This window comes from Marinobacter sp. VGCF2001, assembly GCF_049943275.1.
Taxonomy (GTDB): Bacteria; Pseudomonadota; Gammaproteobacteria; order Pseudomonadales; family Oleiphilaceae; genus Marinobacter.
This window is the reverse complement of record NZ_JBNFVX010000010.1, coordinates 23,905-49,117: the sequence shown is the minus strand read 5'-3', so window position 1 is coordinate 49,117 and position 25,213 is coordinate 23,905. Positions and strand designations below refer to the sequence as shown.

Here is a 25,213-nt window from a genome sequence, read left to right as displayed (position 1 = left end):
AAACCGTCGTCACCGCCGGACACAAAATCGCACTTTCGGTCGATAGACAATGTTGCCGTATCGGCTAACCTGTCAGAAAGTCTGCGATTGCATCAGACCATAACAAAAAAGCCCCAAGAGGCTTCCAGACGGATTTAAGGTTTCACAATGAGATACAACAAGAATGTTTTTCTTGGCGGGTTGCTGGCTCTGTCATTTGCAACTTCGCCATTATATGCGGCTGTTTCTGCTTCTGAAGCGGCACGGCTTGGCAAAGATCTAACACCCTTCGGCTCCGTTAAAGCGGGTAATGAGGCTGGCACCATCCCGGCATGGGATGGCGGGCTGACCGAGGCGCCCGAGGGCTACGAAGGCACTGGCCAGCACCATATCAATCCTTTCCCCGAGGATGACGTTCTCTTTACGATCACGGCGTCGAATATGGACCAGTTCAGCGACCATCTTTCGGATGGTGTGCGAGCGATGCTGGAAATCTATCCGACCACGTTCAAAGTGCCCGTGTATCAGTCGCGTCGCACCCATGCTGTACCGGAATGGGTAGAGGAGAATATTCGTAAAAACGCGGTGAACGCTACCATTGTTGGCCAGTCTGAAGGGCTTGACGGTGCCTTCGGTGGTTACCCGTTTCCGATTCTTCATGGCAACAATGAACAGAAAGCCTGGCAGGTGATGTGGAACCACCTCACTCGCTGGCGCGGTATCTCCGGTACCCGGCGGACCAGTGAAGTTGCGGTTCAGGCCAACGGTGACTACAACCTGGTCACATCGCAGCAGGAAGTCTTTTTCAACTTCTACAACCCCGAAGGCGGACAGGAAGATCTGGACAACGTGATCTTCTACTACCTTTCGTTTACCCAATCACCACCGCGGCTGGCCGGTGGCGCCATTCTGGTTCATGAAACCCTGAACCAGATTATCAGCCCGCGTAATGGCTGGGGGTACAACGCAGGCCAGCGCCGTGTCCGGCGTGCGCCCAACCTTGGTTACGACTCTCCCATCGCTGCCGCGGACAATCTGCGCACCGCAGACGACACCGATATCTTTAACGGCGCCATGGATCGCTACAACTGGTCCTACAAGGGGATGAAAGAGATCTACATTCCCTATAACAACTACCGGCTGAGTGAAAAGGGGACGCCTTACTCCGAGATTCTGGGGATGTCGCACCTGAACCCGGATCTCACTCGCTGGGAACTGCATCGTGTTCACATCGTGGAAGCCGACCTGAAAGAAGGTGAGCGTCACATCTATGCCAAACGCCGGTTCTACGTGGATGCGGACAGCTGGAACACCCTTCTGGTTGACCAGTACGACGGCCGTGGCGAGCTGTGGCGCGTGACGTTCGGTATGGCGAAGAACTATTACGAACTGCCGGGGGTCTGGACGACGCTGGACGTCTACCATGATCTTCAGGCTCGCCGTTATCACGTCCTTGGGCTCGATACCGAAGAGCCGAATACCCGTGTCTTCACCGATGATGTACCGAACAAGCGGTATTTCTCACCGGCTTCTCTGCGCCGGCGCAGTGTACGCTGAGGCGTCGGCGGTGCCGGCACCTGTAACGCCCGAATAGGATGTCGACCGGCGGCCCTGAGGCTGCCGGTTTGTTTGCAAAGGCTGCTGCCGAATGTGCAGCAGGCGCACCAGGATTTAACCAACGTAAAGGCAATCTGAATGGCTAAAAGGTTCATGTGCGAGACGCTGGGAACTGCCTGCCTTGGCCTCTCTATGGCACTGGCAGCACCGGCGGCATTTGCACTCGCGGATATTATCGACACACCGGCCAGGCCAACCGAGCTGGCTCCCGAGTCATTGCTGACCGACGTCACCCGGGCAGGGGAACGCATCGTATCGGTCGGCGAGCGTGGTCACGTGATTTACTCCGACGATCAGGGCCAATCGTGGCAGCAGGCAGAGGTTCCGGTGGCGGTGACACTGACCGCCGTGGATTTCGGCACTCCTACCCATGGCTGGGTGGTCGGCCACAGTGGTGTTGTATTGCATTCCGGCGATGCCGGCGAGAGCTGGGAGCTGCAGCTGGATGGTATTCAGGCTGCGGAGCTGGTCATTGCCAGCAAGGAAGAGCAGATCGCTGAAATGGAAGAGCGTATCGAACAGGCGCCTGAAGAAGAAAAAGAAGATTTGGAGTGGGCTCTGGACGATCTCTTTTTCGCGCTTGAGAACACCCGGGCGGACATGGACATTGGCCCGGTGAACCCGTTTCTTGATGTGTGGTTCGAGAACGACAGCCACGGTTTTGTGGTGGGTGCCTATGGCATGATTCTGCGGACCCAGGATGGCGGCGAAACCTGGGAAGACTGGGCGCCAAAGCTCGATAACCCGACAAACTTCCATTACAACAGCATAGCCCAGGTGGCTGGTGGCGGATTGGTTGTCGTGGGTGAGGCTGGCCAGATCCACGTATCGGTGGATGGTGGCGATACCTGGGAACGGCGGGAAAGCCCTTACGATGGTTCGCTGTTCGGTGTGACCGGCACGGGCCGGGTTAATGAGATGCTGGCGTTTGGTCTTCGGGGCAACACTCTGCTTTCAACCGACCTTGGCCGCAGCTGGGCGATGGTGCCCAACGAGGGCGGCGCCACCCTCAACAGCGCAGCGGTGGCCGACGATGGCCGCATCACCCTGGTAGGTAACGGCGGTGCGGTGCTGATGAGTTCCAACAATGGGGAAACCTTCCGCCCCTACTTCCGCAATGACCGGGAGGGTGTCATGGGTGTGGTCCCACTGCCGGGTACCCAATTATTACTGGTTGGTGAGGGTGGCGTGAAGACCACCGACGCTCGCGGCCGGAACCTGAATTAACGCCCTGGTGTGGCATCAACGGATTAATGGATAGAGGGGTTTTTTAATGTCTGACCCGATGCATGACAGGGGTGAACATTACTTCACAACGCCCAAGGCAGAGCCGTTCCTTGAGCGTGTGATTTTTAATAACCGGGCGCTGATTCTGATCGCCTTTTTTGTACTGACGCTGTTTCTCGGCTACAACGCCATCAAGATTGAGCCTGACGCGAGCTTCGAGCGGATGATCCCGTTGGAGCATCCTTACGTCGTCAATATGCTGGATCATCGGGACGATCTGGAGAACCTGGGAAATTTCGTCCGGATTGCCGTTGCGGTTGAAGAGGGCGATATCTTCACAGCCGAGTATATGGAAACCCTCAAGCAGATTACCGACGAGGTTTTCTATCTTGACGGCGTCGATCGATCCGGCCTGAAAACGCTTTGGACATCAAACGTCCGCTGGGTAGAGGTGACTGAGCAGGGGTTCCAGGGCGGTACGGTGATTCCAGACGGCTACGACGGATCGCGAGCCAGCCTTGAACAGCTGCGCCAGAACGTTTTGCGCTCCAACGAAGTGGGCCGGCTGATCTCGGACAACTTCAAGTCGACCATTGTTTACGCGCCGCTGTACGAGAAAAACCCGGAAACGGGAGAAGCTCTCGACTACGCCGCGTTCTCCAGGGAGCTGGAAGAGAAAATCCGGGAGAAATACGAAGCGCAGAATCCGAACGTCAGTATTCACATCGTCGGCTTCGCCAAGAAAGTAGGCGATCTGATTGAAGGTATTGGCTCCATTGCCTGGTTCGCCGGTATCACGATTTTGCTGACGACAGTGCTGTTGTTCTGGTACTCCCGCTGCCTGGTGGGAACCCTGGTGCCGATTTTCACCTCCATCATTGCGGTCTTCTGGCAACTCGGGGCGCTGCGTCTGTTGGGCTACGGGCTGGACCCCTATTCGGTGCTGGTGCCGTTCCTGGTGTTTGCAATCGGGATCAGTCACGGCGTTCAGATTGTGAATGCGATGGCGGTTGAGTCGGCGAAAGGCTTCGATGCCATTACCTCTGCGCGTCTGGCATTCCGTGCGCTGTACATTCCGGGAATGCTGGCCCTGATTTCAGACGCTGTTGGCTTTCTTACCCTGGTCTTCATCGAGATCGATGTCATCCGCGATCTGGCGGTGGCCGCCGGCCTGGGTGTGGCTTTCGTGATTATCACGAACCTGGTCTTGCACGTGCTGATCATGTCCTATATCGGGATTTCCAAGGGCGGTGTGCGTCATGTCCAGAATCACGGCGAGAAACAGGATCGCAAGTGGCGCGTGATGTCCTACTTCTCCCATCCGGGAGTTGCTCCGATCTCGCTGTTGATCGCCGTCATCGGTCTGGGTCTTGGGGTTTACTACAAGCAGGACCTGAAAGTAGGGGATCTCGACCAGGGGGCTCCGGAACTGCGTCCCGACTCGCGCTACAACAAGGATAATGCCTATATCATCAATAATTATTCGACCAGTGCGGATGTGTTGGTGGTGATGGTGAAAACCCCGGTAGAGCAATGCACGCAATACAATGTGCTCAGAGCCATGGATAGTCTGCAGTGGGAGCTGCAGAACACTCCGGGGGTTCAAAGCTCTGCATCGCTTGCCGATGTCTCAAAGCTGGTCACCAAGGCGCTTAACGAGGGTAACTGGAAGTGGTATGAAATTTCCCGCAACCAGACCATCATTAACGCTTCAATCCGGGATGCGCCGTCTGGTCTGATCAACACCGACTGCAGCCTGACGCCGGTACTGGTGTTCCTTGAGGACCACAAGGCGGAAACCCTGGAAACCGTCGTCGAGCGTGTTGAGCAGTTCGCGGGTAATAACAGCAATGAAGAGCATACCTTCCTGCTGGCAGCGGGTAATGCGGGCATTGAAGCCGCCACCAACGAGGTGATCTCCAATGCCAAGGATATGATGTTGCTGTTGGTCTACGGTGTGGTGAGTTTGCTGTGTTTCCTGACCTTCCGCTCAATCCGTGCGGTAGCCTGTATCGTGATTCCGCTGGGGCTGACCTCCATTCTTTGCGAGGCGATCATGTCGGTGTCTGGTATCGGTATCAAGGTTGCGACGCTACCGGTGATTGCGCTTGGGGTAGGTATCGGTGTGGATTACGGCATCTATATCTACAGCAAGCTCGAGAAGTTTCTGCTGGAGGGTAAAACCTTGCAGGAGGCGTACTATGAAACGCTACGCTCTACCGGCAAGGCCGTTATCTTTACCGGTGTGACCCTGGGTATCGGTGTGGTTACCTGGATCTTCTCGCCGATCAAGTTCCAGGCGGACATGGGCTTCCTGTTGTTCTTCATGTTCTTGTGGAACATGGTGGGCGCCATCTGGCTGCTGCCGGCGCTGGCAAGATTCCTGCTCCGTCCGGACAGGATGCTGGCCAAGGCCCGGGCCGCGAAGTCCTGAGGTTCGCCCTCGTCATGAAAAAGCCCGCGCAAGCGGGCTTTTTTGTTGAAAGCTCAGCTGGTTAGCGTGCTAATCCTTCCTTTATTTATGGCCTGAAGTGTTCTATGTTCTTAAATGAGCAGAATGTTCGCCCGCGTACCCGTTCGGGTGATCAACTATAACTATGAAGAAAAGGAAGAGCACACATGACACTGAAACTTAAAGCGTCCGCTTTTGCTGTTGCCACCGCCGTGAGCCTCGGTGCCGCGTCGTCTGCGGTGTCGGCGCAGGAGCAGCGTTTCGTGACCATCGGTACCGGTGGTGTTACCGGCGTTTATTACCCCGCTGGCGGTGCTATCTGTCGCCTGGTAAATATGGACCGCAAAGAGCACGGTATTCGCTGCTCGGTCGAGAGTACCGGCGGCTCGGTTTACAACCTGAATGCTATTCGCCAGGGCGAGCTGGATCTGGCGGTAGCCCAATCTGACTGGCAATTCCACGCCTACAACGGCACCAGCCAGTTTGAAGATGCGGGCAAGAACGAAAAGCTGCGTGCGGTGTTCTCACTGCACCCAGAGCCATTCACCGTGGTGGCCAGCAAAGGTTCCGGCATCAAGACTTTTGAAGATCTGGAAGGCAAGCGTGTGTCTGTCGGTAACCCGGGCTCGGGCCAGCGCGCCACAGCAGAAGTGCTGATGGATGAAATGGGCTGGACCATGGACAAGTTCTCGCTGGCAGCAGAAATCAAGGCCGCTGAGCAGTCCCAGGCGTTGTGTGATGGCAACATTGATGCTTTCTTCTACACCGTTGGCCACCCCTCCGGTGCCATCAAGGAAGCTACCACGTCCTGTGACAGTGTGATCGTCTCTGTCGACAATAATTCAACAGAAGCGCTGATCGATGAGAACCCGTATTACCGTAAGGCGGTTATTCCGGGTGGAATGTATCGTGGATCAGACGAAGACGTGACCACCTTCGGTGTGGCTGCTACCTTTGTTTCCTCAACCGACGTGCCGGAAGAGGTGGTTTACGAAGTGGTCAAGGCCGTGTTCGAGAACTTCGACAGCTTTAAGCGTCTGCACCCGGCCTTTGGTAACCTGAAGCGAGAAGAGATGGTCTCTGATGCCCTGAGTGCGCCACTGCACCCGGGCGCGGCCAAGTACTATCGCGAAGCAGGCCTGATCGACTGATCGGCCGGACACTTCAACAGAGCGGGCGGTCAGCCCGCTCTGTTGATTCAGCAAGGTTAATTTCCATTACAGGAATCCTCTATGGCAAAGAATGACCCAGGCGTTGGGGCGGGTGAGGATGCCGGCAAGGTCGAGCAGTTTTTGCAGACCGAGACCGGTGGCCGGGCACTAACCGGGCCTGCCGCCGTCCTGTTGTTTATTGTTCCGGTATGCTGGTCTCTGTTCCAGCTCTGGATAGCGTCGCCCCTGCCGTTCATTCTGAATTTCGGAATTCTGAATTCTACCGAAGCGCGCTCAATTCACCTGGCGTTTGCGGTATTTCTGGCGTTTTCGGCCTTCCCGATGGTCAAGGGCGTTCATGCCACCAAAATTCCCATCTACGACTGGATTTTGGCGCTTGCGGCTGCGTTTTCGGCCTCTTACCTTTATGTATTTTACGATGCGCTGGCGCAGCGGCCCGGGGCACCAATCACTGTGGATTTGTGGGTGGCACTGGTGGGGTTGGTGCTGCTGCTGGAGGCTACGCGCCGGGCCCTTGGCCTGCCACTGACGATTGTCGCGGCCGTGTTCGTTACCTATTCATTGGCCGGCCCGTATATGCCGGATGTTATTTCCCACAAAGGCGTCAGCCTTAATAAACTGGCATCCCATCAATGGCTCGGCACCGAGGGTGTGTTCGGGGTTGCTCTGGGGGTCTCTACCAGTTTTGTTTTTCTCTTTGTTCTTTTCGGGGCACTGCTCGAGCGAGCCGGTGCGGGGAATTACTTTATTAAAGTCGCTTATGCAATGCTTGGGCATATGCGGGGCGGGCCCGCAAAGGCGGCCGTCGTCTCCAGTGGCCTGAGCGGCGTAATCTCGGGCTCCTCTATTGCCAACGTGGTCACCACGGGAACGTTCACCATCCCGTTGATGAAGCGCGTCGGCTTCCCGGCCACCAAAGCGGGTGCGGTGGAAGTTGCGGCCTCAACCAACGGGCAGCTTACGCCTCCCATTATGGGGGCGGCGGCTTTCCTCATGGTTGAATACGTGGGGATTTCTTACCTCGAAGTGATCAAGCACGCCATTCTGCCGGCGCTGATCTCCTATGTGGCTCTGATTTACATTGTGCACCTTGAAGCGTGCAAGCTGAAAATGGAAGGCCTGGAGCGGCCGAACCGGCCGAGCCTTGCCCAGCGCCTGTTGAACTGGGTGGTGGTGCTGATCGGCCTGATCGTGCTGACGTTTGCCGTGTACTATGGCGTTGGGTGGACCAAAGGGGTGTTGGGCGAAGCTGCACCCTGGGTGCTTGGGCCGATATTGGTGATGATTTACGTTGGTCTTGTGGGGTATGCCACCCGGTTTCCGGAATTGGAAGAAGACGACCCAAACAAGGATATGGATGAATTGCCGGAGGTGGGGGCCACCGTAAAGACCGGTTTGTATTACCTCCTGCCTGTGGTGGTGCTGGTCTGGTGTTTGACGGTCGAGCGGTTCTCGCCGCAACTGTCTGCGTTCTGGGCAACTCTGTTCATGATTTTCATCGTGATCACGCAAAGGCCGCTGAAGGCCTTTTTCCGGAAGCATGGTGGGCTGGTGTCGGAATTCACCGGAGGTGTGACTGATCTGTTCCACTCACTGGCAACGGGTGCCAGGAATATGGTGGGTATTGGCGTGGCGACCGCAACGGCGGGCATTGTCGTTGGTACGGTAACGCTGACCGGTATCGGGCTTGTGATGACCCAGTTCGTGGAGTTCCTGTCTGGCGGGAACCTGCTGCTGATGCTTATTTTCACGGCGATTATCAGCCTGATCCTGGGTATGGGTCTGCCAACCACCGCCAACTACATCGTGGTCTCAACGCTGATGGCGCCGGTTATTGTGACCCTGGGTGCCCAGAACGGATTGATCGTGCCGTTGATTGCGGTGCATCTGTTTGTGTTTTATTTCGGGATTCTGGCGGACGACACGCCGCCCGTTGGCTTGGCCGCCTACGCGGCGGCGGCCATCTCCGGTGCGGACCCGATACGAACGGGTGTGCAAGGCTTCACCTACGACATACGAACCGCCATTTTGCCGTTCATGTTCATTTTCAATACCCAATTGCTGCTGATTGGCCTGACCGGCTGGTTTGATTTGCTGGTGACGGTGTTCAGTGCGGTTACCGCCATGCTGGTGTTTTCGGCGGCCACCCAGGGCTTCTGGTTCACCCGGAGCCGTAAGTGGGAAACCCTGCTGCTATTGCTGATTACGTTCACCATGTTCCGGCCCGGTTTCTGGTGGGATATGATCTATCCGCCGAACGAAGAGCGCCCGGGGGCCGCCATCATGGAGTATGTGGAAGACGTTCCGGCCGACGGCGAGGTGGTACTCAAAGTCTCCGGGATGAACATTGATGGCAGTGATGTCACCACCTATGTCCAACTCGAAATCCCCCCCGGGGAAACCGCTCAGGACCGTCTTGCCGGTGCTGGCCTGGAGGTGTCCGAGCAGGGTAGTGATCTGGTGGTGGATTTCGTCAATTTCGGCAGCGCCGCAGAGGATGCCGGGATACAGTTCGGCTGGACCATTGATGCGGTTCAGGTAGAGCTACAGCGACCGCCCAAGGAATTGATGTTCATTCCCGCGTTGTTGCTGCTGGGACTGGTTGCCTTCGGGCAGCTGAGGCGTAAAGCCAGGGAAGACGCAGAGCTTCAGCCCGCCTGATCGGCCCTGGCTCCGTAAAAACCCGGCGTTGCTGCCGGGTTTTTTTCTGTTAGACTCGCCTTCAACTCCGGCTCGCGGTTTGTATCGCGCAGTTCGGCAACCAAGTGATCTTTGGTATAGATCACCGCTGAGACATCATGAGGAGATCATCATGCCCGTCGTTACCCTGCCGGATGGCAGCCATCGTAGTTTTGCAGAGCCCGTAACCGTTCATGACGTTGCTGCCGATATCGGCGCAGGTCTGGCCAAGGCGGCCCTTGCCGGGAAGGTCGACGGGAAACTCGTGGATACCAGTCATCTGATCGAAAACGATGCCGAGCTGGCCATTGTGACGGAGCGTGATGACGACGGTGTCGATGTTATTCGCCATTCCACTGCCCACTTGATGGCCATGGCCGTTCAGGAGCTGTTTCCGGGCGCCCAGGTTACTATCGGGCCGGTGATCGACAACGGCTTTTACTACGACTTCAAATATGAGCGCCCGTTTACCAATGAGGATATGGCGCGCATAGAAAAGCGTATGGAAGAGCTGGCCAAGCAGGATCTTCCGGTTTCCCGCTCCATTATGTCCCGGGACGAGGCGATCAAGCTGTTCAACGAGATGGGTGAGGAGTACAAGGTCCGTATCATCGAGGATATTCCCGGTGCGGAAGACCTGTCTTTCTATCGCCAGGGGGATTTTATCGACCTCTGCCGTGGCCCTCACGTGCCCAGTACCGGCAAACTGAAGGCCTTCAAGTTGACCAAGGTGGCTGGTGCCTATTGGCGCGGCGATACCAGCAATGAGCAGCTACAGCGCATCTACGGTACGGCCTGGGGCAACAAAAAAGACCTCAAGGCCTACCTGCACCGCCTGGAAGAGGCCGAGAAACGCGATCATCGCAAGATTGGCAAGAAACTCGGTCTGTTCCATATGCAGGAAGAAGCGCCGGGCATGGTGTTCTGGCATCCGGACGGCTGGTCCCTTTACCAGGAAGTCGAGCAGTACATGCGTGGCCAGCAGCACAAGCATGGTTACAAAGAGATCAAGACGCCGCAGGTGGTGTCCCGTACGCTCTGGGAGAAATCCGGGCACTGGGACAAGTTCAAGGACGATATGTTCACCACCGAGTCCGAGAAGCACGATTACGCGATCAAGCCCATGAACTGCCCGTGCCACGTGCAAGTGTTCAATCAGGGCTTGAAGAGCTACAAAGATCTGCCTCTGCGCCTGGCTGAGTTTGGTTGCTGCCATCGTAACGAAGCATCCGGTGCGCTGCACGGCCTGATGCGGGTGCGTGGGTTCACCCAGGATGATGCCCACATCTTCTGTGAGGAAGATGCGATTCAACAGGAAGTGTCGGCGTTTATCGCCATGCTTCACGAAATCTATGCGGATTTCGGTTTCGATCAGATTCTTTACAAACTCTCCACCCGTCCAGAGAAGCGGGTTGGGTCCGATGAAGTCTGGGATAAATCGGAAGCCGCGCTGGAAGAAGCGCTGAACCGTGAAGGTGTTGACTGGGAGCTGTTGCCGGGTGAAGGTGCGTTCTATGGTCCCAAAATCGAGTTCTCTCTGAAGGATTGCCTCGGTCGGGTGTGGCAGTGTGGTACTATCCAGGTAGACTTTTCAATGCCGGGGCGCCTCGGGGCCCAATACGTGGCTGATAACTCCGAGCGCAAAACGCCGGTCATGCTGCATCGGGCCGTGCTCGGCTCCTTTGAGCGGTTTATCGGTATCCTGATCGAAGAATACGAAGGGGCGTTCCCAACCTGGTTGGCCCCGACGCAGGTTGCGGTGCTGAACATTACCGACAAACAACGTGATTATTGTCAGAATCTGGCCAAAAAACTGGATTCTTTAGGCTTTCGGGTTAATGCTGACTTGAGAAACGAGAAGATCGGCTTTAAAATCCGCGAGCATACTTTAAATAAGGTTCCCTATCTGGTCGTTGTTGGCGACAAAGAGATCGAGAACAACGCCGTTGCCGTGAGAACACGTAAAGGCGACGATCTGGGAACCATGTCGGTCGACGAATTCGAAAAGCTGCTTGCAGCCGAGGTCGATCGCAAAGGTAGAACCAAAACGGAGATCTAATTATTAAACAGCGAGCGAATCGGGGTGGGCGCGCACCCAAAGCGCCTATCAATGAGAACATTGACGCAACTGAAGTCCGACTGATTGATGCCGAAGGCAATCAGGTCGGGATTGTTCCGATCGCAGATGCCTTGCGTATGGCGGAAGAGGCGACCCTGGATCTGGTACAGGTTACGGATTCCGATCCGATCGTCTGTAAGATAATGGACTACGGCAAAAAGATTTTTGAAGAGAAAAAGGCCAAGGCGGCTGCCAAGAAAAAGCAGAAGCAGACCCAGGTCAAAGAGCTGAAGTTCCGACCAGGAACGGAAGAAGGGGATTATCAGGTCAAACTACGCAACCTGATACGTTTCCTTGAAGCAGGGGACCGCGGCAAAATCACAATCCGGTTCCGTGGGCGTGAGATGGCACACCAGGAAATTGGTATGAAGCTCATGCAGCGGATTGAGGAAGATGTGACAGAAATAGCCCAGGTTGAGATGCGGCCGAAAATGGAAGGCCGGCAGATGACCATGGTTATCGCCCCCCGCAAGAAGAAGTGAACCTGATCCTTTGACGGGTCCCCCGCAGTGGCGGGGGATTTGTCGTTCAGGGGCACAATTGTTTATCCAAAATAGAATGCGGAGTTTTAAAAATGCCTAAGATGAAAACCAAGAGCGGAGCTACCAAGCGGTTCAAGAAGACCGCCACTGGCTTCAAGCACAAGCAGTCCTTCACCAGCCACATCCTGACCAAGAAGAGCCCGAAGCGTAAGCGTCAGCTGCGCGGCACCAAGCTCATCGCCAAGTCGGACGTAGCATCTATCAAGCGCATGACCGCGTGCTGATCCAGCCGCGCACATTGTTCCTTAGAAAGTAAAGGTAGAAGGATTAAAGTATGGCTCGTGTAAAGCGTGGCGTGGTAGCACGTCGTCGTCACAAGAAGATTCTCAATCAGGCCAAAGGTTACTACGGTGCCCGTAGCCGTGTTTACCGCGTTGCCAAGCAGGCGGTTATCAAGGCAGGTCAGTATGCCTACCGTGACCGTCGCAACCGTAAGCGTGCATTCCGCGCCCTGTGGATTGCCCGTATCAACGCCGGCGCCCGCGCAAACGGCCTGTCTTACAGCCGTCTGATTGCTGGTCTGAAGAAAGCAAATGTTGAGATCGACCGTAAGGTTCTGGCTGATCTGGCCATGAACGAGCAGCAGGCGTTTGCCGCTGTTGTTGAGAAGGCCAAAGCGTCCCTGTGATCGCTTAGCTCTTTCATCGATTGCTGATCGATCCGGGCGTCTCATGACCTATGATGACGCCTTCTGATAGGGGAAGGGCACGCTCTTCCCCTATTTTTGTTTTAACCTACCCCATTTCTGGTTTGGAGCAGGGTCAATGGAAAACCTGGAGCAACTGGTTCAGGACGGGTTGAGTGCCGTAGAGAAGGCCGACAACCTGCAGGCGCTTGATCAAATTCGCGTGGAATACCTCGGTAAAAAAGGTGTGATTACCCAGCAGGCAAAAACACTGGGCAAACTCTCCGCGGAGGAGCGTCCGGCGGCTGGCCAGAAGATCAACGAAGCCAAGGGCCAGGTTGAGCAGGCCATCAACGCGCGGCGTTCAGATCTTGAGGCGGCAGCCATCGAGGCCAGGCTTGCGGCTGAATCCATTGACGTATCACTACCGGGCCGTGGCCAGGATCTGGGGGGGCTGCACCCGGTCACTCGCACATTGCAGCGTATTGAGGAAATTTTCGCCCAGGCCGGTTACAGCGTGGAGCAGGGGCCGGAAATCGAAAACGATTATCATAATTTTGAAGCCCTGAATATTCCGGGGCACCACCCGGCTCGTGCCATGCATGACACGTTTTATTTCAACCCGGGCACCCTGCTGCGCACTCATACCTCGCCGGTTCAGATCCGCACCATGGAGGCTGGTAAACCGCCATTCCGCATGATCTGCCCCGGGCGCGTGTATCGTTGTGATTCCGATATGACCCACACCCCCATGTTCCATCAGGTGGAGGGGCTGTTGGTCGAAAAGAATGTCAGTTTTGCCGACCTTAAAAGCACCGTTGAAGAGTTCCTCCGGGTGTTTTTTGAGCGTGATCTGAAAGTGCGTTTCCGCCCCTCTTATTTTCCGTTTACCGAGCCCTCGGCCGAGGTTGATATTGAATGGGGCCGAGAGCCGGATGGCAGCATCAAGTGGCTGGAAGTGATGGGGTGCGGCATGGTGCACCCGAAAGTGTTCGAACATTGCGGTATTGATTCTGAAGAGTATCGCGGGTTTGCCTTCGGCCTGGGCGTTGAGCGTTTGGCTATGCTCCGCTATGGCGTAAAAGACCTGCGTATGTTCTTCGAAAACGACCTGCGTTTCCTGCGCCAGTTCCGTTAATCGGGCGCCGGGAATCAACTCGACAGGCTAAGAATCAACCGTATCAGAACAGGATCAGGACAATGAAATTCAGTGAACAGTGGCTGCGTGAATGGGTGAATCCGAGCATTGGTTCCCAGGAGCTGATGGATCAAATCACCATGGCGGGCCTGGAAGTGGATGGCTTCGAAGCCGTGGCAGGCGATTTTACCGGTGTGGTTGTCGGCGAGGTGGTTTCGGTTGCCTCGCATCCGGACGCCGACAAGCTGCGGGTGTGCCAGGTAAGTAATGGCCAGCAAACCGTTCAGGTCGTTTGTGGCGCTCCCAATGTTCGAGACGGGCTCAAGGTTCCGTTTGCCGAGGTGGGGGCGGTCCTGCCCGGTAATTTCAAGATCAAAAAGGCCAAACTCCGGGGGCAGCCCTCCGAAGGTATGCTTTGCTCGGAGTCTGAGCTGGGCTTATCCGATAGTCATGATGGCCTGATGGAGCTGCCGGTAGACGCTCCGGTCGGAGAGCCGGTGGCCGATTACCTCAGGCTTGACGACATCACCATTGATGTGGACCTCACGCCGAACCGTAGCGATTGCTTGTCCATTAAAGGGCTTGCCCGGGAAGTAGGTGTGTTAAACAGTCTGGTCACCCATGCGCCAGAAATCGAACCGGTCGCGGCCGCGCATTCGGGCGTGCCGGATATCCGGGTTGAAGCGCCGGCAGGCTGTCCCCGTTATCTCGGGCGCATTCTCAGGAACGTGAATCTGCAGGCTGAGACACCGCTATGGATGCAGGAAAAATTGCGCCGCTCCGGTGTGCGTTCAATCGACGCTGCGGTCGATGTGACGAACTATGTCCTGCTGGAGCTGGGCCAGCCGATGCACGCATTTGATCGGGATGAGATCAAGGGCGGCATTGTGGTGCGTATGGCAACGGCGGGTGAAAAACTGGTGCTGCTGGATGGCCAGGAGGTGGAGCTGACACCGGAAACGCTGGTGATTGCGGACCATGAGAAACCGGTGGCGATTGCCGGTGTTATGGGGGGCGAGCATTCCGGTGTGAGTGAGAAGACCCGAGACCTGGTGCTTGAGTCGGCCTACTTCGATCCCATCACGCTGGCGGGTAAAGCCCGTCATTATGGGCTTCACACCGATGCCTCCCATCGTTTTGAGCGAGGCGTTGACTACGAACTGGCGCGTGCTGCCATGGAGCGGGCGACCCGTTTGCTAATGGCTATTGTCGGCGGTGAGCCGGGTGAAATTGTTGAAGTGGCGAGTCGCGAGCACTTGCCGAAAGCGCCGGTTATTGATCTGCGGGAGCAGCGCCTGGCCGATGTGCTCGGCATGAAAATTGATCGGACGACGGTAGAGGAAATTCTTACCCGTTTGGGGCTGCACATCGACAAACTTCTGAAAGATGGCTGGCGCATCAGCGTACCGAGCTTTCGGCCGGATATCTCCATTGAGGAGGATCTGATCGAAGAGGTGGGGCGCATTTTTGGTTACAACAACCTTCCGGTTACCGAGCCCACCGGCGCCCTTGGTTTGCGTGCGCGGGAAGAGGCTGTTCGGCCGCTGTCTGCCGTCCGTAATTTCTTTGTGGCCCAGGGTTATCAGGAAGCGGTGACCTACAGCTTTGTGGACCCCAAGGTTCAGCAGCTGCTAGACCCTGATCGCCAGGGAATTGCGCTGGCTAATCCGATTTCAGCAGACCTGTCGGTGATGCGCACCACGCTGTGGAGTGGTCTTCTGAAAACCGTTGGCCATAACCAGAACCGGCAGCAGCCCCGAATTAGGCTGTTTGAGACTGGCCTGAGGTTTGAGCAGGGCGCCGAGGGAATCCGGCAGCAGCCGATGCTGGCCGGCGTTGTAGTTGGCAACCAGAATCCTGAAAACTGGGTAAACGGTCGCAGAACCACGGATTTCTTTGATGTAAAAGGGGAATTGGAAAGCCTTTTCCGATTGCTGGGTATCGAAATCAGCTTTATTGCCAGCCAGCACCCCGCGCTGCATCCAGGCCAGACTGCTGAATTAGTGCGCGACGGGGAGCATATCGGCTGGTTGGGGACCTTGCACCCGCAAGTGCAGAAAAATCTTGAACTTAATGGCACGATTCTGATGTTTGAGCTATTCTTGGAATCGATCGTTACCGGTTATGTGCCTAATTTCAAAGATATTTCGAAATTCCCGGAAGTTCGTCGGGATTTGGCTATCATTATCGGAAGCGATGTGGCGTTCGCGAAGGTAGAGCATGTGGCCCGAAAACATGCCGGCGAGCACCTCACGGCATTGCGTGTGTTTGATGTTTATGAGGGTGAGGGTCTCGGAGAAGGTAATCGCAGCCTGGCCCTGAGTCTGTTCTGGCAGCATCCGGAGCGCACGCTGAACGAGGACGAAGTGCATTCTCTCTTCAATGGGGTTATCGAGGCCCTGAAAGAAGAGTTGGGGGCAACACTGAGGAGTTGACAGATGGCGGCTTTGACGAAAGCAGATATGGCGGAGCGGTTGTATGAGGAGTTGGGTCTCAACAAGCGGGAAGCCAAGGAAATGGTGGAAGCCTTCTTCGACGAAATCAGAGGTGCGCTCAGTCATAACGAACAGGTGAAGTTGTCTGGATTCGGCAACTTCGATCTGAGGGACAAGAAACAGCGGCCGGGACGGAACCCGAAAACGGGCGAGGAAATTCCGATCAGTGCACGGCGTGTAGTGACGTTTCGACCGGGTCAGAAACTGAAACAGAAAGTAGAAGCATATGCTGGAACCCAGTCATAACAACGAGCTCCCCGTTATTCCGGGGAAACGTTACTTCACCATTGGCGAGGTAGCAGAGCTGTGTGCGGTCAAGGCGCACGTGCTGCGTTATTGGGAGCAAGAGTTTCCGCAGCTGTCACCAGTCAAGCGTCGGGGTAATCGGCGTTACTATCAGCGGGCCGACGTTATTACCATCCGGCAGATCCGCAGTCTGTTGTATGATCAGGGCTATACCATCGGCGGTGCCAAGCAGAAGCTAAGTAGCAGCGAGGTTAAGGACGACACCTCTCAGTACAAGCAGCTTATTCGCCAGATGATCACCGAACTTGAAGAAGTGCTGGATGTGCTGAATGCGCCGGTGCGGTAACGTTTGGTTGGATGCTTAAGCGTAAGGATCGAAAAAGCCAGAGTGGCCCGCCACTCTGGCTTTTGTTTTTCTGAAACCTGCAGGTTTATTTGCTTTTACAGGTTTTGATGCCCAGAAGGGAGTACGCAGGGCAGTTTCCGGCCAGTGCCGTCGCCAGCGGAACAAGGCCAATCCAGCCCCAGGGGGTTTGGGGGCCAACAAAAACCAGGGCCAGCAGGACAACGCCTGCAATGGCGCGAATAATACGATCAGCGGAACCCATGTTTACGGTCATTGTGTCTCTCCTGTGTGCTATCGGATGATAATAAGACTATAGGCCTGCCACTGGCCGGGTTCAGTGATAAAGTCACACAGGCAAACAACTTTCCCGACAAGGCTTTGGAAAATGGCCAAACATAGTATTCTCGACACGCTTGCCGGGTCTTTGCGGCAGGACACCCTTGACGGGCTTCAGACCATGCGTTTCCCGCCGGGGCAAGTGCTGTTTAGTGCCGGCGAGCATTGCCGTGGGCTGCCACTGGTGCTGTCCGGGAGTATCAAGGTTCAGATGACCGGGGTTTCCGGCCATGGCATCGTGCTCTATCGCATGGGCGCGGATGATATCTGCACCCTGTCTATTGGCTGCCTGATGACTGGCCGCGGATACCGCGCCGAAGCCATTGTCGAGGAAAACGCAGAGGCAGCCATCATTCCGCGGGGCTTGTTTGATCGGTTGATGGATCAGTCGGCGCAATTCCGGTTGGGTATTATGGAGTCTTATGGCCGTCGGCTTGATGACTTGATGCTGTTGGTGGAAGAGGTGGCGTTTCACCGGATGGATGAGCGTCTTGAAGAGTGGCTTCAGGCCAGGGCAGCCATGGGCCAGCAGCTATTAACCATTACTCACCAGGAATTGGCGGTTGAGCTTGGCACGGCCCGTGAAGTGGTCAGTCGCCTGTTGAAAGAGCTTGAGCGTCGGGGGCAGGTCAGGTTGGCCCGGGGCCGGGTTGAGCTCACCGGGCTGCTGAAATCCGCGTCAATGGTTTGAGAGGCTGTGTACCAAGCGTGCGAGCTGCTCTGCCGAATGCTGCAGGTTGTACTGTGCGGCCGTGTAGGCGTCGGTTAACGTCATGGGGGCGGGAGTGATCGAAAACGCGGCCGTTAATCCTGCGTCGTGCAGTGGCCCCAGTCCGGTGCCCAGCTTGCCGCACAGGCCGATCACCGGAACCTTGCAAGACCTGGCCAGCCGGGAGACCCCTGCCGGGGTTTTGCCAAAAGCGCTCTGGGCATCAATGGCACCTTCTGCCGTAATCACCAGATCGGCATCCCGAATCTTTTCCTCCAGTTTTACGGCTGCCATGACCAACTCTATACCGGGCTGAAGCCGTGCTCCCAGCAGGCCCTTGATCATACCTCCAATGCCCCCTGCCGCGCCGCTCCCTGGAAAGCTGGCCATATCCATTCCTTGCGCCTGCGCCAGCGTTGAAAAGTGCGACAGGTTTGCGTTTAGCAGTCGTACCTGGTCGCTGTCTGCACCTTTTTGTGGCCCGAAAATGGCGGCTGCCCCCTGGGTGCCCAGTAGCGGATTGGTCACGTCGCAAGCGGCGACAATACAGACCCCCTCTAGTTGCTTCATGGCCGGCCGCAGGTCCATCAGGGCCAGTTGTGCCAGGCCTGCGCCGCCCGGCCTGATAGGATTCCCCTGATGGTCCAGTAACTGCGCGCCCAACGCCTGCAGAATACCGGCCCCGCCGTCGGTGGTAGCGCTGCCGCCGAGGCCGAGGATCAGCGTTTTTGGACGATGTGCCAGGGCTGCCAGAATCAGTTCTCCGGTTCCCCGGCTGGAGGCGTGAAGCGCATCGCGTGTATCGCGGGGTGTGCATTGAAGGCCGCTGCCTTCGGCCACTTCGACGATGGCTGCGTTACCCCCGTCGGCGATACCGAAGCACGCCCGGACCGGAATACCGGCAGGCCCGGATACGGTTACCGTGTGAAGCTCTCCGCGAAGGGCTTTGGTCAGGGCAACCGTTGTTCCCTCGCCGCCGTCGGCAAGAGGGACCTCAACCAACTCATCGTCCGGAGCCGCGCTTCTCCACCCTGTTGCGATGGCCGCGGCCACCTCATGGGCGGGCAGGCACTCTTTGAAAGAGTCCGGTGCAATCACAATCCGCATCTTAATGGCCCCGGTCTTTGACGTTTTCCATAACCGCAAACGTGCTGGTTTGCAGAACGTGAGGCAAGCTGGAGATCTGCTCCCCCAGAACCTGACGATATTCCGCCATATTGCGCGTCCGTACTTTCAGAAGATAGTCGAAATTGGCCGCCATCATGTGGCATTGCTCTACCGCGGAGATTTGCCGGACGGCTTCATTGAACGCGGCCAGTGCTTTGCTGCTGGTATCGTTCAGGGTGACCTGGGCGAATGCGATATGCGAGAGCCCCAGTTTGGTCTGGTTCACCATGGCGCTGTAGCCGGTGATGTACCCCTGATCTTCCAGCCGTTTCATTCGTACCTGACAGGGAGTCTTTGATAATCCTACCCGGGAGGCCAGGTCGGTAACGGTAATGCGGCCGTTCTTCTGCAGTTCCCGGACGATAGAGAGATCGATTCTGTCGAGATCCGCCATGACTGCTATCCTTTAGGTTCGTCGGAGTAATTTTTTTAAAAGGCCGAATCGTCCAATTTTAGCGAATAGATAGTCCAATGGGTAATTTTTGAGGTGCTAAAAAAGGAAAAGAACGCTCTACCCGGTCGATTTACAGGATAATTGTATGTACCTGCTTCGCTAAAATGCGGTCAGTATTCAAACAATCAGGAGGGTACACCATGAGTCTTCAGCAATCCGTGGCTCCGGAACTCAATGACATCCGCCAAGCGATCCGCGCGAATTACCTGGCGGACGAACACGAAGTGATCCACCGGTTGATTGCTGAGGCCCAGCTGTCTGACGAAACCCGCAAGGCGATTTCAGCCCGGGCAGCCGTTCTGGTGCGTGATGTGCGCAATAGCGCCAAGCCGACCATCATGGAGAAGTTTCTGGCGGAGTACGGGCTGACGACCAAAGAAGGCGTGGCGTTGATGTGCCTTGCTGAAGCCCTGTTGCGGGTGCCGGACAACCTGACCATCCAGGATCTGATCGAAGACAAGATCACCTCCGGGAATTGGGGTGCCCACGTGGGTAAAGCCAAGTCCGGCATGATCAACTCGGCGACTCTGGCCCTGTTGATGACCAGCAACCTGCTCAAGGATTCGGAACGCCAAAGCGTGGGCGATACCCTGCGCAAGCTGGTCAAGCGCATGGGCGAGCCGGTGGTGCGCACCGTTGCGGGCCAGGCCATGAAAGAAATGGGGCGGCAGTTCGTGCTGGGCCGCGATATTGACGAGGCTCAGGAGCGTGGCAAGCCTCAGGAGCAGCGTGGCTATACCTATTCTTATGACATGCTCGGTGAGGCTGCCCGCACCGACGAGGATGCCCAGCGTTACTATCAGTCGTATTCCGATGCGATCGACAGCATCAGCAAGCGCTGTGAAGGCGATGTAAGAACCAACCCGGGAATTTCCGTGAAGTTGTCGGCTCTGCTGGCCCGTTACGAATATGGCCATAAAGAGCGGGTAATGAGTGAATTGATGCCCCGGGCCCTCAAGCTGGCCAAAAAAGCTGCGGCGGCCAACATGGGCTTTAACATCGACGCCGAGGAACAGGATCGCCTGGACCTCTCCCTTGATGTGATCGAGGCCATCCTCTCTGACCCTGAGCTGAAGAACTGGGACGGGTTCGGTGTTGTTGTCCAGGCTTTCGGAAAGCGCGCCTCGGAAACTCTCGACTGGCTCTATGCCCTTTCTGAAAAGCTGGATCGTCGGATTATGGTCCGCCTGGTGAAAGGCGCCTACTGGGATGCCGAGATCAAGCGTGCACAGGTTATGGGCCTGCCGGACTTCCCGGTGTTCACCCGCAAGGCCTGCAGTGATGTAGCCTATCTGGCGGGCGTCCGTAAACTTCTGGGGATGACCGATCGAATTTATCCCCAGTTCGCGACGCACAATGCCCACTCGGTCTCTGCGGTGTTGGAGCTGGCCAAGGATCTGAGTCGCGACAAGTTCGAGTTCCAGCGCCTTCACGGCATGGGTGAGTCACTGCACGATCAGGTACTGGCAGACAGCGGTGTGCCATGCCGGATTTATGCGCCGGTGGGGGCCCATAAGGACCTGCTGGCCTACCTGGTGCGCCGTCTGCTGGAAAATGGCGCCAACAGCTCGTTTGTTAACCAGATTGTAGACACCAGCATCACGCCGGAAGAGATTGCCCGGGATCCCATTGATGTGGTGGTCGACCTGGGCGACAACCTGTCCAGCAAGGCGATTGTGCACCCATCGAAAATCTTCGGTGAGCAGCGCCGTAACTCCAAAGGTTGGGACATTACCGACCCCGTGACCGTCGCCGAAATTGATGAGGGGCGTAACCGTTACAAGAGCCATCAGTGGCAGGGTGGGCCGATCCTTGCGGTTGAGCCTGCCAGCGACGAAGTGGTGGAAGTTCGCAATCCGGCCAACCCGGACGACCTGGTGGGCCATATCACTTACGCGTCTGAAACCGACGTTTCTGCGGCACTTGATGCGGCCCGGGATGGTTTCAAGCATTGGTCTGCGGTTCCTGCCGAAGAGCGCGCCGCGATAGTCCGGAGAGTTGGCGACCTGTACGAAGAGAACGTGCACGAACTGTTTGCCCTGACCACTCGCGAGGCAGGCAAATCCCTGTTGGATGCCGTTGCGGAAATTCGTGAGGCTGTGGATTTCGCCATGTTCTATGCCAACGAGGCTATCCGTTACGAGCAGGACGGTGATGCCCGGGGCGTGATGTGTTGCATCTCGCCCTGGAACTTCCCGCTGGCAATTTTTACGGGCCAGATTCTGGCGAACCTCGCTGCTGGTAACGCGGTTGTGGCGAAGCCGGCAGAGCAGACGTCCTTGCTGGCGTGTCGAGCCGTTGAGCTGATGCATGAGGCGGGAATTCCCCGGGCTGCGATCCAGCTGCTGCCGGGCACCGGGGCCACAGTGGGGGCGGGGCTTACCTCGGATTCCCGGGTCACCGGCGTATGCTTTACCGGGTCTACGGCAACTGCGCAACGCATCAACAAAGCCATGACCGAGCATATGGAGCCCGACGCACCTCTGGTTGCCGAGACCGGCGGCCTGAATGCCATGATTGTGGATTCCACAGCGTTGCCAGAGCAGGTAGTGCGTGACGTGCTGGCATCCTCCTTCCAGAGTGCCGGTCAGCGCTGTTCCGCGTTGCGGATGCTTTACGTTCAGAAGGACATCGCCGATAACCTGCTGGAAATGCTCTACGGAGCGATGGAAGAGTTGGGTATTGGCGACCCCTGGCAGCTGTCCACTGACGTTGGTCCGGTCATTGACGAAAACGCCCGAAAGAAGATTACCGACCATTGCCAGAAATTCGAGCAGCAGGGCAAATTGCTGAAAAAGCTGAAGGTTCCGGAGCAGGGGCTGTTTGTTTCGCCGGCCGTGCTGAAGGTGAGCGGCATCGAGGATATGGAAGAGGAAATCTTCGGCCCGGTGCTGCACGTGGCAACCTTCGAGGCCAAAGATATCGACAAGGTGATTGATTCGGTCAACGCCAAAGGGTACGGCCTGACATTTGGCATCCACAGCCGCGTTGACCGTCGTATCGAGCACATTGCCAGTCGGATCAAAGTGGGCAACACCTATGTTAACCGCAACCAGATTGGTGCCATTGTCGGTTCCCAGCCATTTGGTGGTGAGGGCTTGTCCGGTACCGGACCGAAAGCCGGTGGCCCGCACTATGTGCGTCGGTTCCTGAAGGGCGACGTGGTTGAGAAATCCGCACCGTCCACCGATAAGATGGTCGGTGTCGAAAAGGCTCAGAAACTGATCAACAAACTGGCTGACCTCGAATTACCAGAGCCGAAGGAGCGCCAGGCACAGCTAGAGCCCCATTTCGGGACAGTGCCTGCACCGCTGGATGACGGTTATGAGGAGATGCCCGGGCCGACCGGCGAGCAGAACCAGCTGGCCTGTCATGGGCGTGGCGTGGTTTTGTGCCTGGGCCCGGATGCGGAGACCGCTGTTGAGCAGGCTGGCACCGCGTTGTCTCAGGGTAACAAAGTGGTTGTTATTGCACCCGGGGCAGACAAGGCGTTGGCGGATGCCATCAAGGCCGGTCTCCCGATCGTGGCCAGTGACGGTATGCTGAACCCGGACGCCCTGGCAAAACTGACGGGCTTCGAAGCTGTTGTCAGCGTGGCAGAAAAGCCGTTGCTCAAGCAATACCGCACCGCGCTGAGCGAGCGGGAGGGCGCACTGCTGCCGCTGATTACCGAGCACAAGCTGGATCAGCGATATGTAATCGAGCGCCATCTGTGTGTGGACACCACGGCAGCCGGCGGCAACGCAAGCCTGATTGCATCGGCTGAATAGGCCTGTGCCGGGGGCGGGTTCTGCCGCCCCCGGCTTCTTTTCGCATTACGTTTCTGTCTGAATCACTTCGCGTTACCATAGCCTGCTTTGCCAACCCAGCCAGAAACGGGTCCTCCCTTGTCGGTTAACCATTTCAACTCTCCGGATTGTTCAAATCAAAGCATTGAGCCCGCGCGTAATTTTTTCGCGGTTTGTCTGGCTCTGACCTTGTGCTTCATTGTTTATTCCATGCTCATCGTGGTGGTGCCGGTCTATGGGCTTGCCCTGGGGGCGTCGCCATTGATGCTGGGTGTTGTTCTCAGTGCCCAGTATGTCCTACCGTTGGTATTGGCGATTCCGCTGGGTGGCGTGGTTACACGGTTTGGAGGGCGGGCGACCTTGATAGCGGGGGCCGGCATCATGGTGTCCGGCTTGCTGGCCATGCATCTATGGCCGGGTTTTACCGGCCTGATCGTGGGTCAGTTGCTGGTCGGGCTGGCCCACCTGCAGGTGGTTCTGTCTGCCCAGACCATTATTTCCAATCTGGGGAGTGGCCCGCGGTTGGAGAAGTATTTTGGCTGGTATGCCACCTGGTTGTCTGGCGGCCAGGTGATTGGCCCGCTGCTCGCGGGTGCCATGTTGAAATCGTCGGGAACAGAGTGGGTGTTTCTGGTGATGGCGCTGTTTGCGCTGGTTTCAGGCCTGGTGGCGATTCGGCTGAGCGGCCAGGCCAGGGAGCGTGTGGCCGTTACCCGAACACAAGCGGGCTTCCGGGCTCAGTGGCAGCTTATGCTCAGCAGCCGCGGGGTGCAGATGTCTGTCATGGTGACGGTACTTGGAATGTTCGCCCTCGGGGTTTACGGCAGCTACCTTCCGGTATACCTGGAGAGCCTCGAGGTCAGCCCTGTCATCATTGGTATTCTGGTGAGTCTTCGTGCCGGTGTTGCCATGCTGATACGCCCGTTCATGGCGCGCATCATCGGATTGTCGGGCGGCCGTATGCCAACGGTCTGTATTTCGCTGATTGTTCTCGCGATCGGTATCGCCTTGATGGGAGTGTCCGAGCAGATAATGCTGATCGCTGCCCTGGCAGTCCTGGTCGGTATAGGGTCTGGTCTTACCCAGCCATTGTCCATGGTTATTCTGGCTGAGGCCGTAGAAAGAGAGCGTCGGGCGGGTGCGCTGGGTATGCGCCTGATGGCCAATCGCGCGGTGCATTTTCTTGCGCCCTTGTTGTTCGGGTTATTGCTTGAGTTGGGCGGTTTTTCGCTGGCTTTCGCCGCCTCAGGTTTGTTGATCTTTCTGGTGCTGCTTCTGTCCATCCGGCGATTCAGATCCGCGATCTTGTAACCAGCGCCTGCATTTCCCGCTCTGCTGCCCTCCGTCTGACTGATAGTCCGAAGAATTATCAATTTTTGTATTCGATTAATGGAAAATGTGTATTCGTTTTCTTAGATTGTTGTCCGTTGGCTACGTTTGTCTAGTGCGTGGCCTCCGACGATAAATAACAACAAAAGTTACTTTTAGGATGCTCAGTAAAACGCTCATCGCGCTGGCCGGCATGGAGTATTCATACTGGCACACCAAATACGGCAGCAAAACCTTTGATACCGAAAGCGCGGTCAGTGCTCTGGTGAAGTTCCATTTCTAGAGGTCACCCGGCTGCATTCAGAATGTATACATTTTGATGATGTAAGTGTACGCTAAAACAAATGTGAATCTGACGCGTGAGCTGGCGGAGGGTGCCAGCTGCGCAATGAACAACGGGAGAGCTTTATGGGACGCCTGACGACACACGTGCTGGATACCTCTGCGGGTAAACCGGGGAAGGGATTGCGCATTGATCTCTACCGGCTGGAGGCCGAGAGCCGGAGCTTCATCAAGACAGTTACAACCAACGACGACGGTCGCTGCGATGAACCCGTACTGGAAGGTGATGCGTTAACGGAAGGGCAATACGAACTGGTTTTTCACGCCGGTGACTATTTTCGCAGCCAGGGCAGCACACTCCCGGATAATGCGTTTCTGGATGTGATTCCCCTGAGATTCGGAGTCGCCGATGCCTCGCAGCACTATCACGTGCCGTTGCTGGTTACCCCGTTCAGCTATTCCACCTACCGAGGCAGCTGACCGGCAGTCGCTGGTCAGAGGTCTGAATCCC

21 protein-coding genes are annotated in these 25,213 nt (G+C 56.5%); 18 read left to right on the top strand and 3 right to left on the bottom strand.

The window, feature by feature from the left end:
* Positions 1-147: 147 nt before the first annotated feature.
* The 13 genes from ACP2AU_RS11065 (at position 148) to ACP2AU_RS11005 (ending at position 16,637) form a co-directional block, all read left to right on the top strand.
* Entirely contained in the window at positions 148-1,536 is a 1,389-nt protein-coding gene (locus ACP2AU_RS11065) for a DUF1329 domain-containing protein (protein WP_426376228.1), read from the top strand.
* A 138-nt stretch (positions 1,537-1,674) separates the two neighbouring features.
* Positions 1,675-2,823 (top strand): WD40/YVTN/BNR-like repeat-containing protein, encoded by a 1,149-nt coding sequence (locus tag ACP2AU_RS11060; RefSeq protein ID WP_426376227.1) that lies wholly within the window; start codon positions 1,675-1,677, stop codon positions 2,821-2,823.
* Between the two features lie 46 nt (positions 2,824-2,869).
* Complete coding sequence (locus tag ACP2AU_RS11055) at positions 2,870-5,257, top strand: efflux RND transporter permease subunit (RefSeq protein ID WP_426376226.1); 2,388 nt, start codon at positions 2,870-2,872, stop codon at positions 5,255-5,257.
* 185 nt (positions 5,258-5,442) lie between these two features.
* Positions 5,443-6,426 carry a TAXI family TRAP transporter solute-binding subunit gene (locus ACP2AU_RS11050; protein ID WP_426376224.1) on the top strand — a complete coding sequence of 328 codons (984 nt, stop codon included), beginning with the start codon at positions 5,443-5,445 and terminating at the stop codon, positions 6,424-6,426.
* Between the two features lie 81 nt (positions 6,427-6,507).
* The gene (locus ACP2AU_RS11045) at positions 6,508-9,108 is read left to right on the top strand and encodes a TRAP transporter permease (protein WP_426376223.1); all 2,601 of its coding nucleotides are present in this window, start codon (positions 6,508-6,510) and stop codon (positions 9,106-9,108) included.
* Between the two features lie 151 nt (positions 9,109-9,259).
* Positions 9,260-11,185, top strand: a complete 1,926-nt coding sequence (gene thrS, locus ACP2AU_RS11040) for a threonine--tRNA ligase (protein ID WP_426376222.1) — start codon at positions 9,260-9,262, stop codon at positions 11,183-11,185.
* A gap of 2 nt (positions 11,186-11,187) precedes the next feature.
* Positions 11,188-11,727, top strand: coding sequence for a translation initiation factor IF-3 (gene infC / locus ACP2AU_RS11035; protein ID WP_426376306.1), 540 nt, complete (start codon positions 11,188-11,190; stop codon positions 11,725-11,727).
* Positions 11,728-11,819: 92 nt separating this feature from the next.
* Positions 11,820-12,011: a 50S ribosomal protein L35 gene (gene rpmI, locus ACP2AU_RS11030; protein WP_007151842.1), complete on the top strand. Its 192-nt coding sequence runs from the start codon at positions 11,820-11,822 to the stop codon at positions 12,009-12,011.
* Between the two features lie 50 nt (positions 12,012-12,061).
* Complete coding sequence (rplT, locus tag ACP2AU_RS11025) at positions 12,062-12,415, top strand: 50S ribosomal protein L20 (RefSeq protein ID WP_011785532.1); 354 nt, start codon at positions 12,062-12,064, stop codon at positions 12,413-12,415.
* 136 nt (positions 12,416-12,551) lie between these two features.
* On the top strand, positions 12,552-13,550 hold the full coding sequence (gene pheS / locus ACP2AU_RS11020; protein ID WP_426376221.1) for a phenylalanine--tRNA ligase subunit alpha: 999 nt from the start codon (positions 12,552-12,554) through the stop codon (positions 13,548-13,550).
* Positions 13,551-13,612: 62 nt separating this feature from the next.
* Complete coding sequence (pheT, locus tag ACP2AU_RS11015; RefSeq protein ID WP_426376220.1) at positions 13,613-15,985, top strand: phenylalanine--tRNA ligase subunit beta; 2,373 nt, start codon at positions 13,613-13,615, stop codon at positions 15,983-15,985.
* 3 nt (positions 15,986-15,988) lie between these two features.
* Complete coding sequence (ihfA, locus tag ACP2AU_RS11010) at positions 15,989-16,291, top strand: integration host factor subunit alpha (RefSeq protein ID WP_011785529.1); 303 nt, start codon at positions 15,989-15,991, stop codon at positions 16,289-16,291.
* Complete coding sequence (locus ACP2AU_RS11005) at positions 16,272-16,637, top strand: MerR family transcriptional regulator (RefSeq protein ID WP_426376219.1); 366 nt, start codon at positions 16,272-16,274, stop codon at positions 16,635-16,637. The genes ihfA and ACP2AU_RS11005 overlap by 20 nt, the downstream gene beginning before the upstream one ends.
* Before the next feature lie 85 nt (positions 16,638-16,722).
* Here the strand turns inward: ACP2AU_RS11005 and ACP2AU_RS11000 are convergent, their stop codons facing one another.
* On the bottom strand, positions 16,723-16,911 hold the full coding sequence (locus ACP2AU_RS11000; protein ID WP_426376218.1) for a YgaP family membrane protein: 189 nt from the start codon (positions 16,909-16,911) through the stop codon (positions 16,723-16,725).
* A 111-nt stretch (positions 16,912-17,022) separates the two neighbouring features.
* Here ACP2AU_RS11000 and ACP2AU_RS10995 point away from each other — a divergent pair, with 111 nt between their 5' ends.
* Positions 17,023-17,664, top strand: coding sequence for a Crp/Fnr family transcriptional regulator (locus tag ACP2AU_RS10995; RefSeq protein WP_426376216.1), 642 nt, complete (start codon positions 17,023-17,025; stop codon positions 17,662-17,664).
* Here the strand turns inward: ACP2AU_RS10995 and ACP2AU_RS10990 are convergent.
* Both ACP2AU_RS10990 and ACP2AU_RS10985 read right to left on the bottom strand, forming a co-directional pair.
* Positions 17,653-18,789: a glycerate kinase gene (locus tag ACP2AU_RS10990; RefSeq protein WP_426376215.1), complete on the bottom strand. Its 1,137-nt coding sequence runs from the start codon at positions 18,787-18,789 to the stop codon at positions 17,653-17,655. The genes ACP2AU_RS10995 and ACP2AU_RS10990 overlap by 12 nt on opposite strands.
* Position 18,790: 1 nt before the next feature.
* A complete protein-coding gene (locus tag ACP2AU_RS10985; protein ID WP_426376214.1) occupies positions 18,791-19,243 on the bottom strand; it encodes a winged helix-turn-helix transcriptional regulator in 453 nt (150 codons plus the stop codon).
* A 200-nt stretch (positions 19,244-19,443) separates the two neighbouring features.
* Between ACP2AU_RS10985 and putA the strand changes: the two genes are divergently transcribed.
* From putA to uraH, 4 genes are all read left to right on the top strand, one after another.
* Positions 19,444-23,073, top strand: coding sequence for a bifunctional proline dehydrogenase/L-glutamate gamma-semialdehyde dehydrogenase PutA (putA, locus tag ACP2AU_RS10980; protein ID WP_426376213.1), 3,630 nt, complete (start codon positions 19,444-19,446; stop codon positions 23,071-23,073).
* Positions 23,074-23,190: 117 nt separating this feature from the next.
* Positions 23,191-24,402, top strand: coding sequence for an MFS transporter (locus ACP2AU_RS10975; protein WP_426376212.1), 1,212 nt, complete (start codon positions 23,191-23,193; stop codon positions 24,400-24,402).
* 178 nt (positions 24,403-24,580) lie between these two features.
* Positions 24,581-24,703, top strand: a complete 123-nt coding sequence (locus ACP2AU_RS10970; protein WP_426376211.1) for a hypothetical protein — start codon at positions 24,581-24,583, stop codon at positions 24,701-24,703.
* A 125-nt stretch (positions 24,704-24,828) separates the two neighbouring features.
* Positions 24,829-25,182 (top strand): hydroxyisourate hydrolase, encoded by a 354-nt coding sequence (uraH, locus tag ACP2AU_RS10965; protein WP_426376210.1) that lies wholly within the window; start codon positions 24,829-24,831, stop codon positions 25,180-25,182.
* Positions 25,183-25,213: the final 31 nt, after the last annotated feature.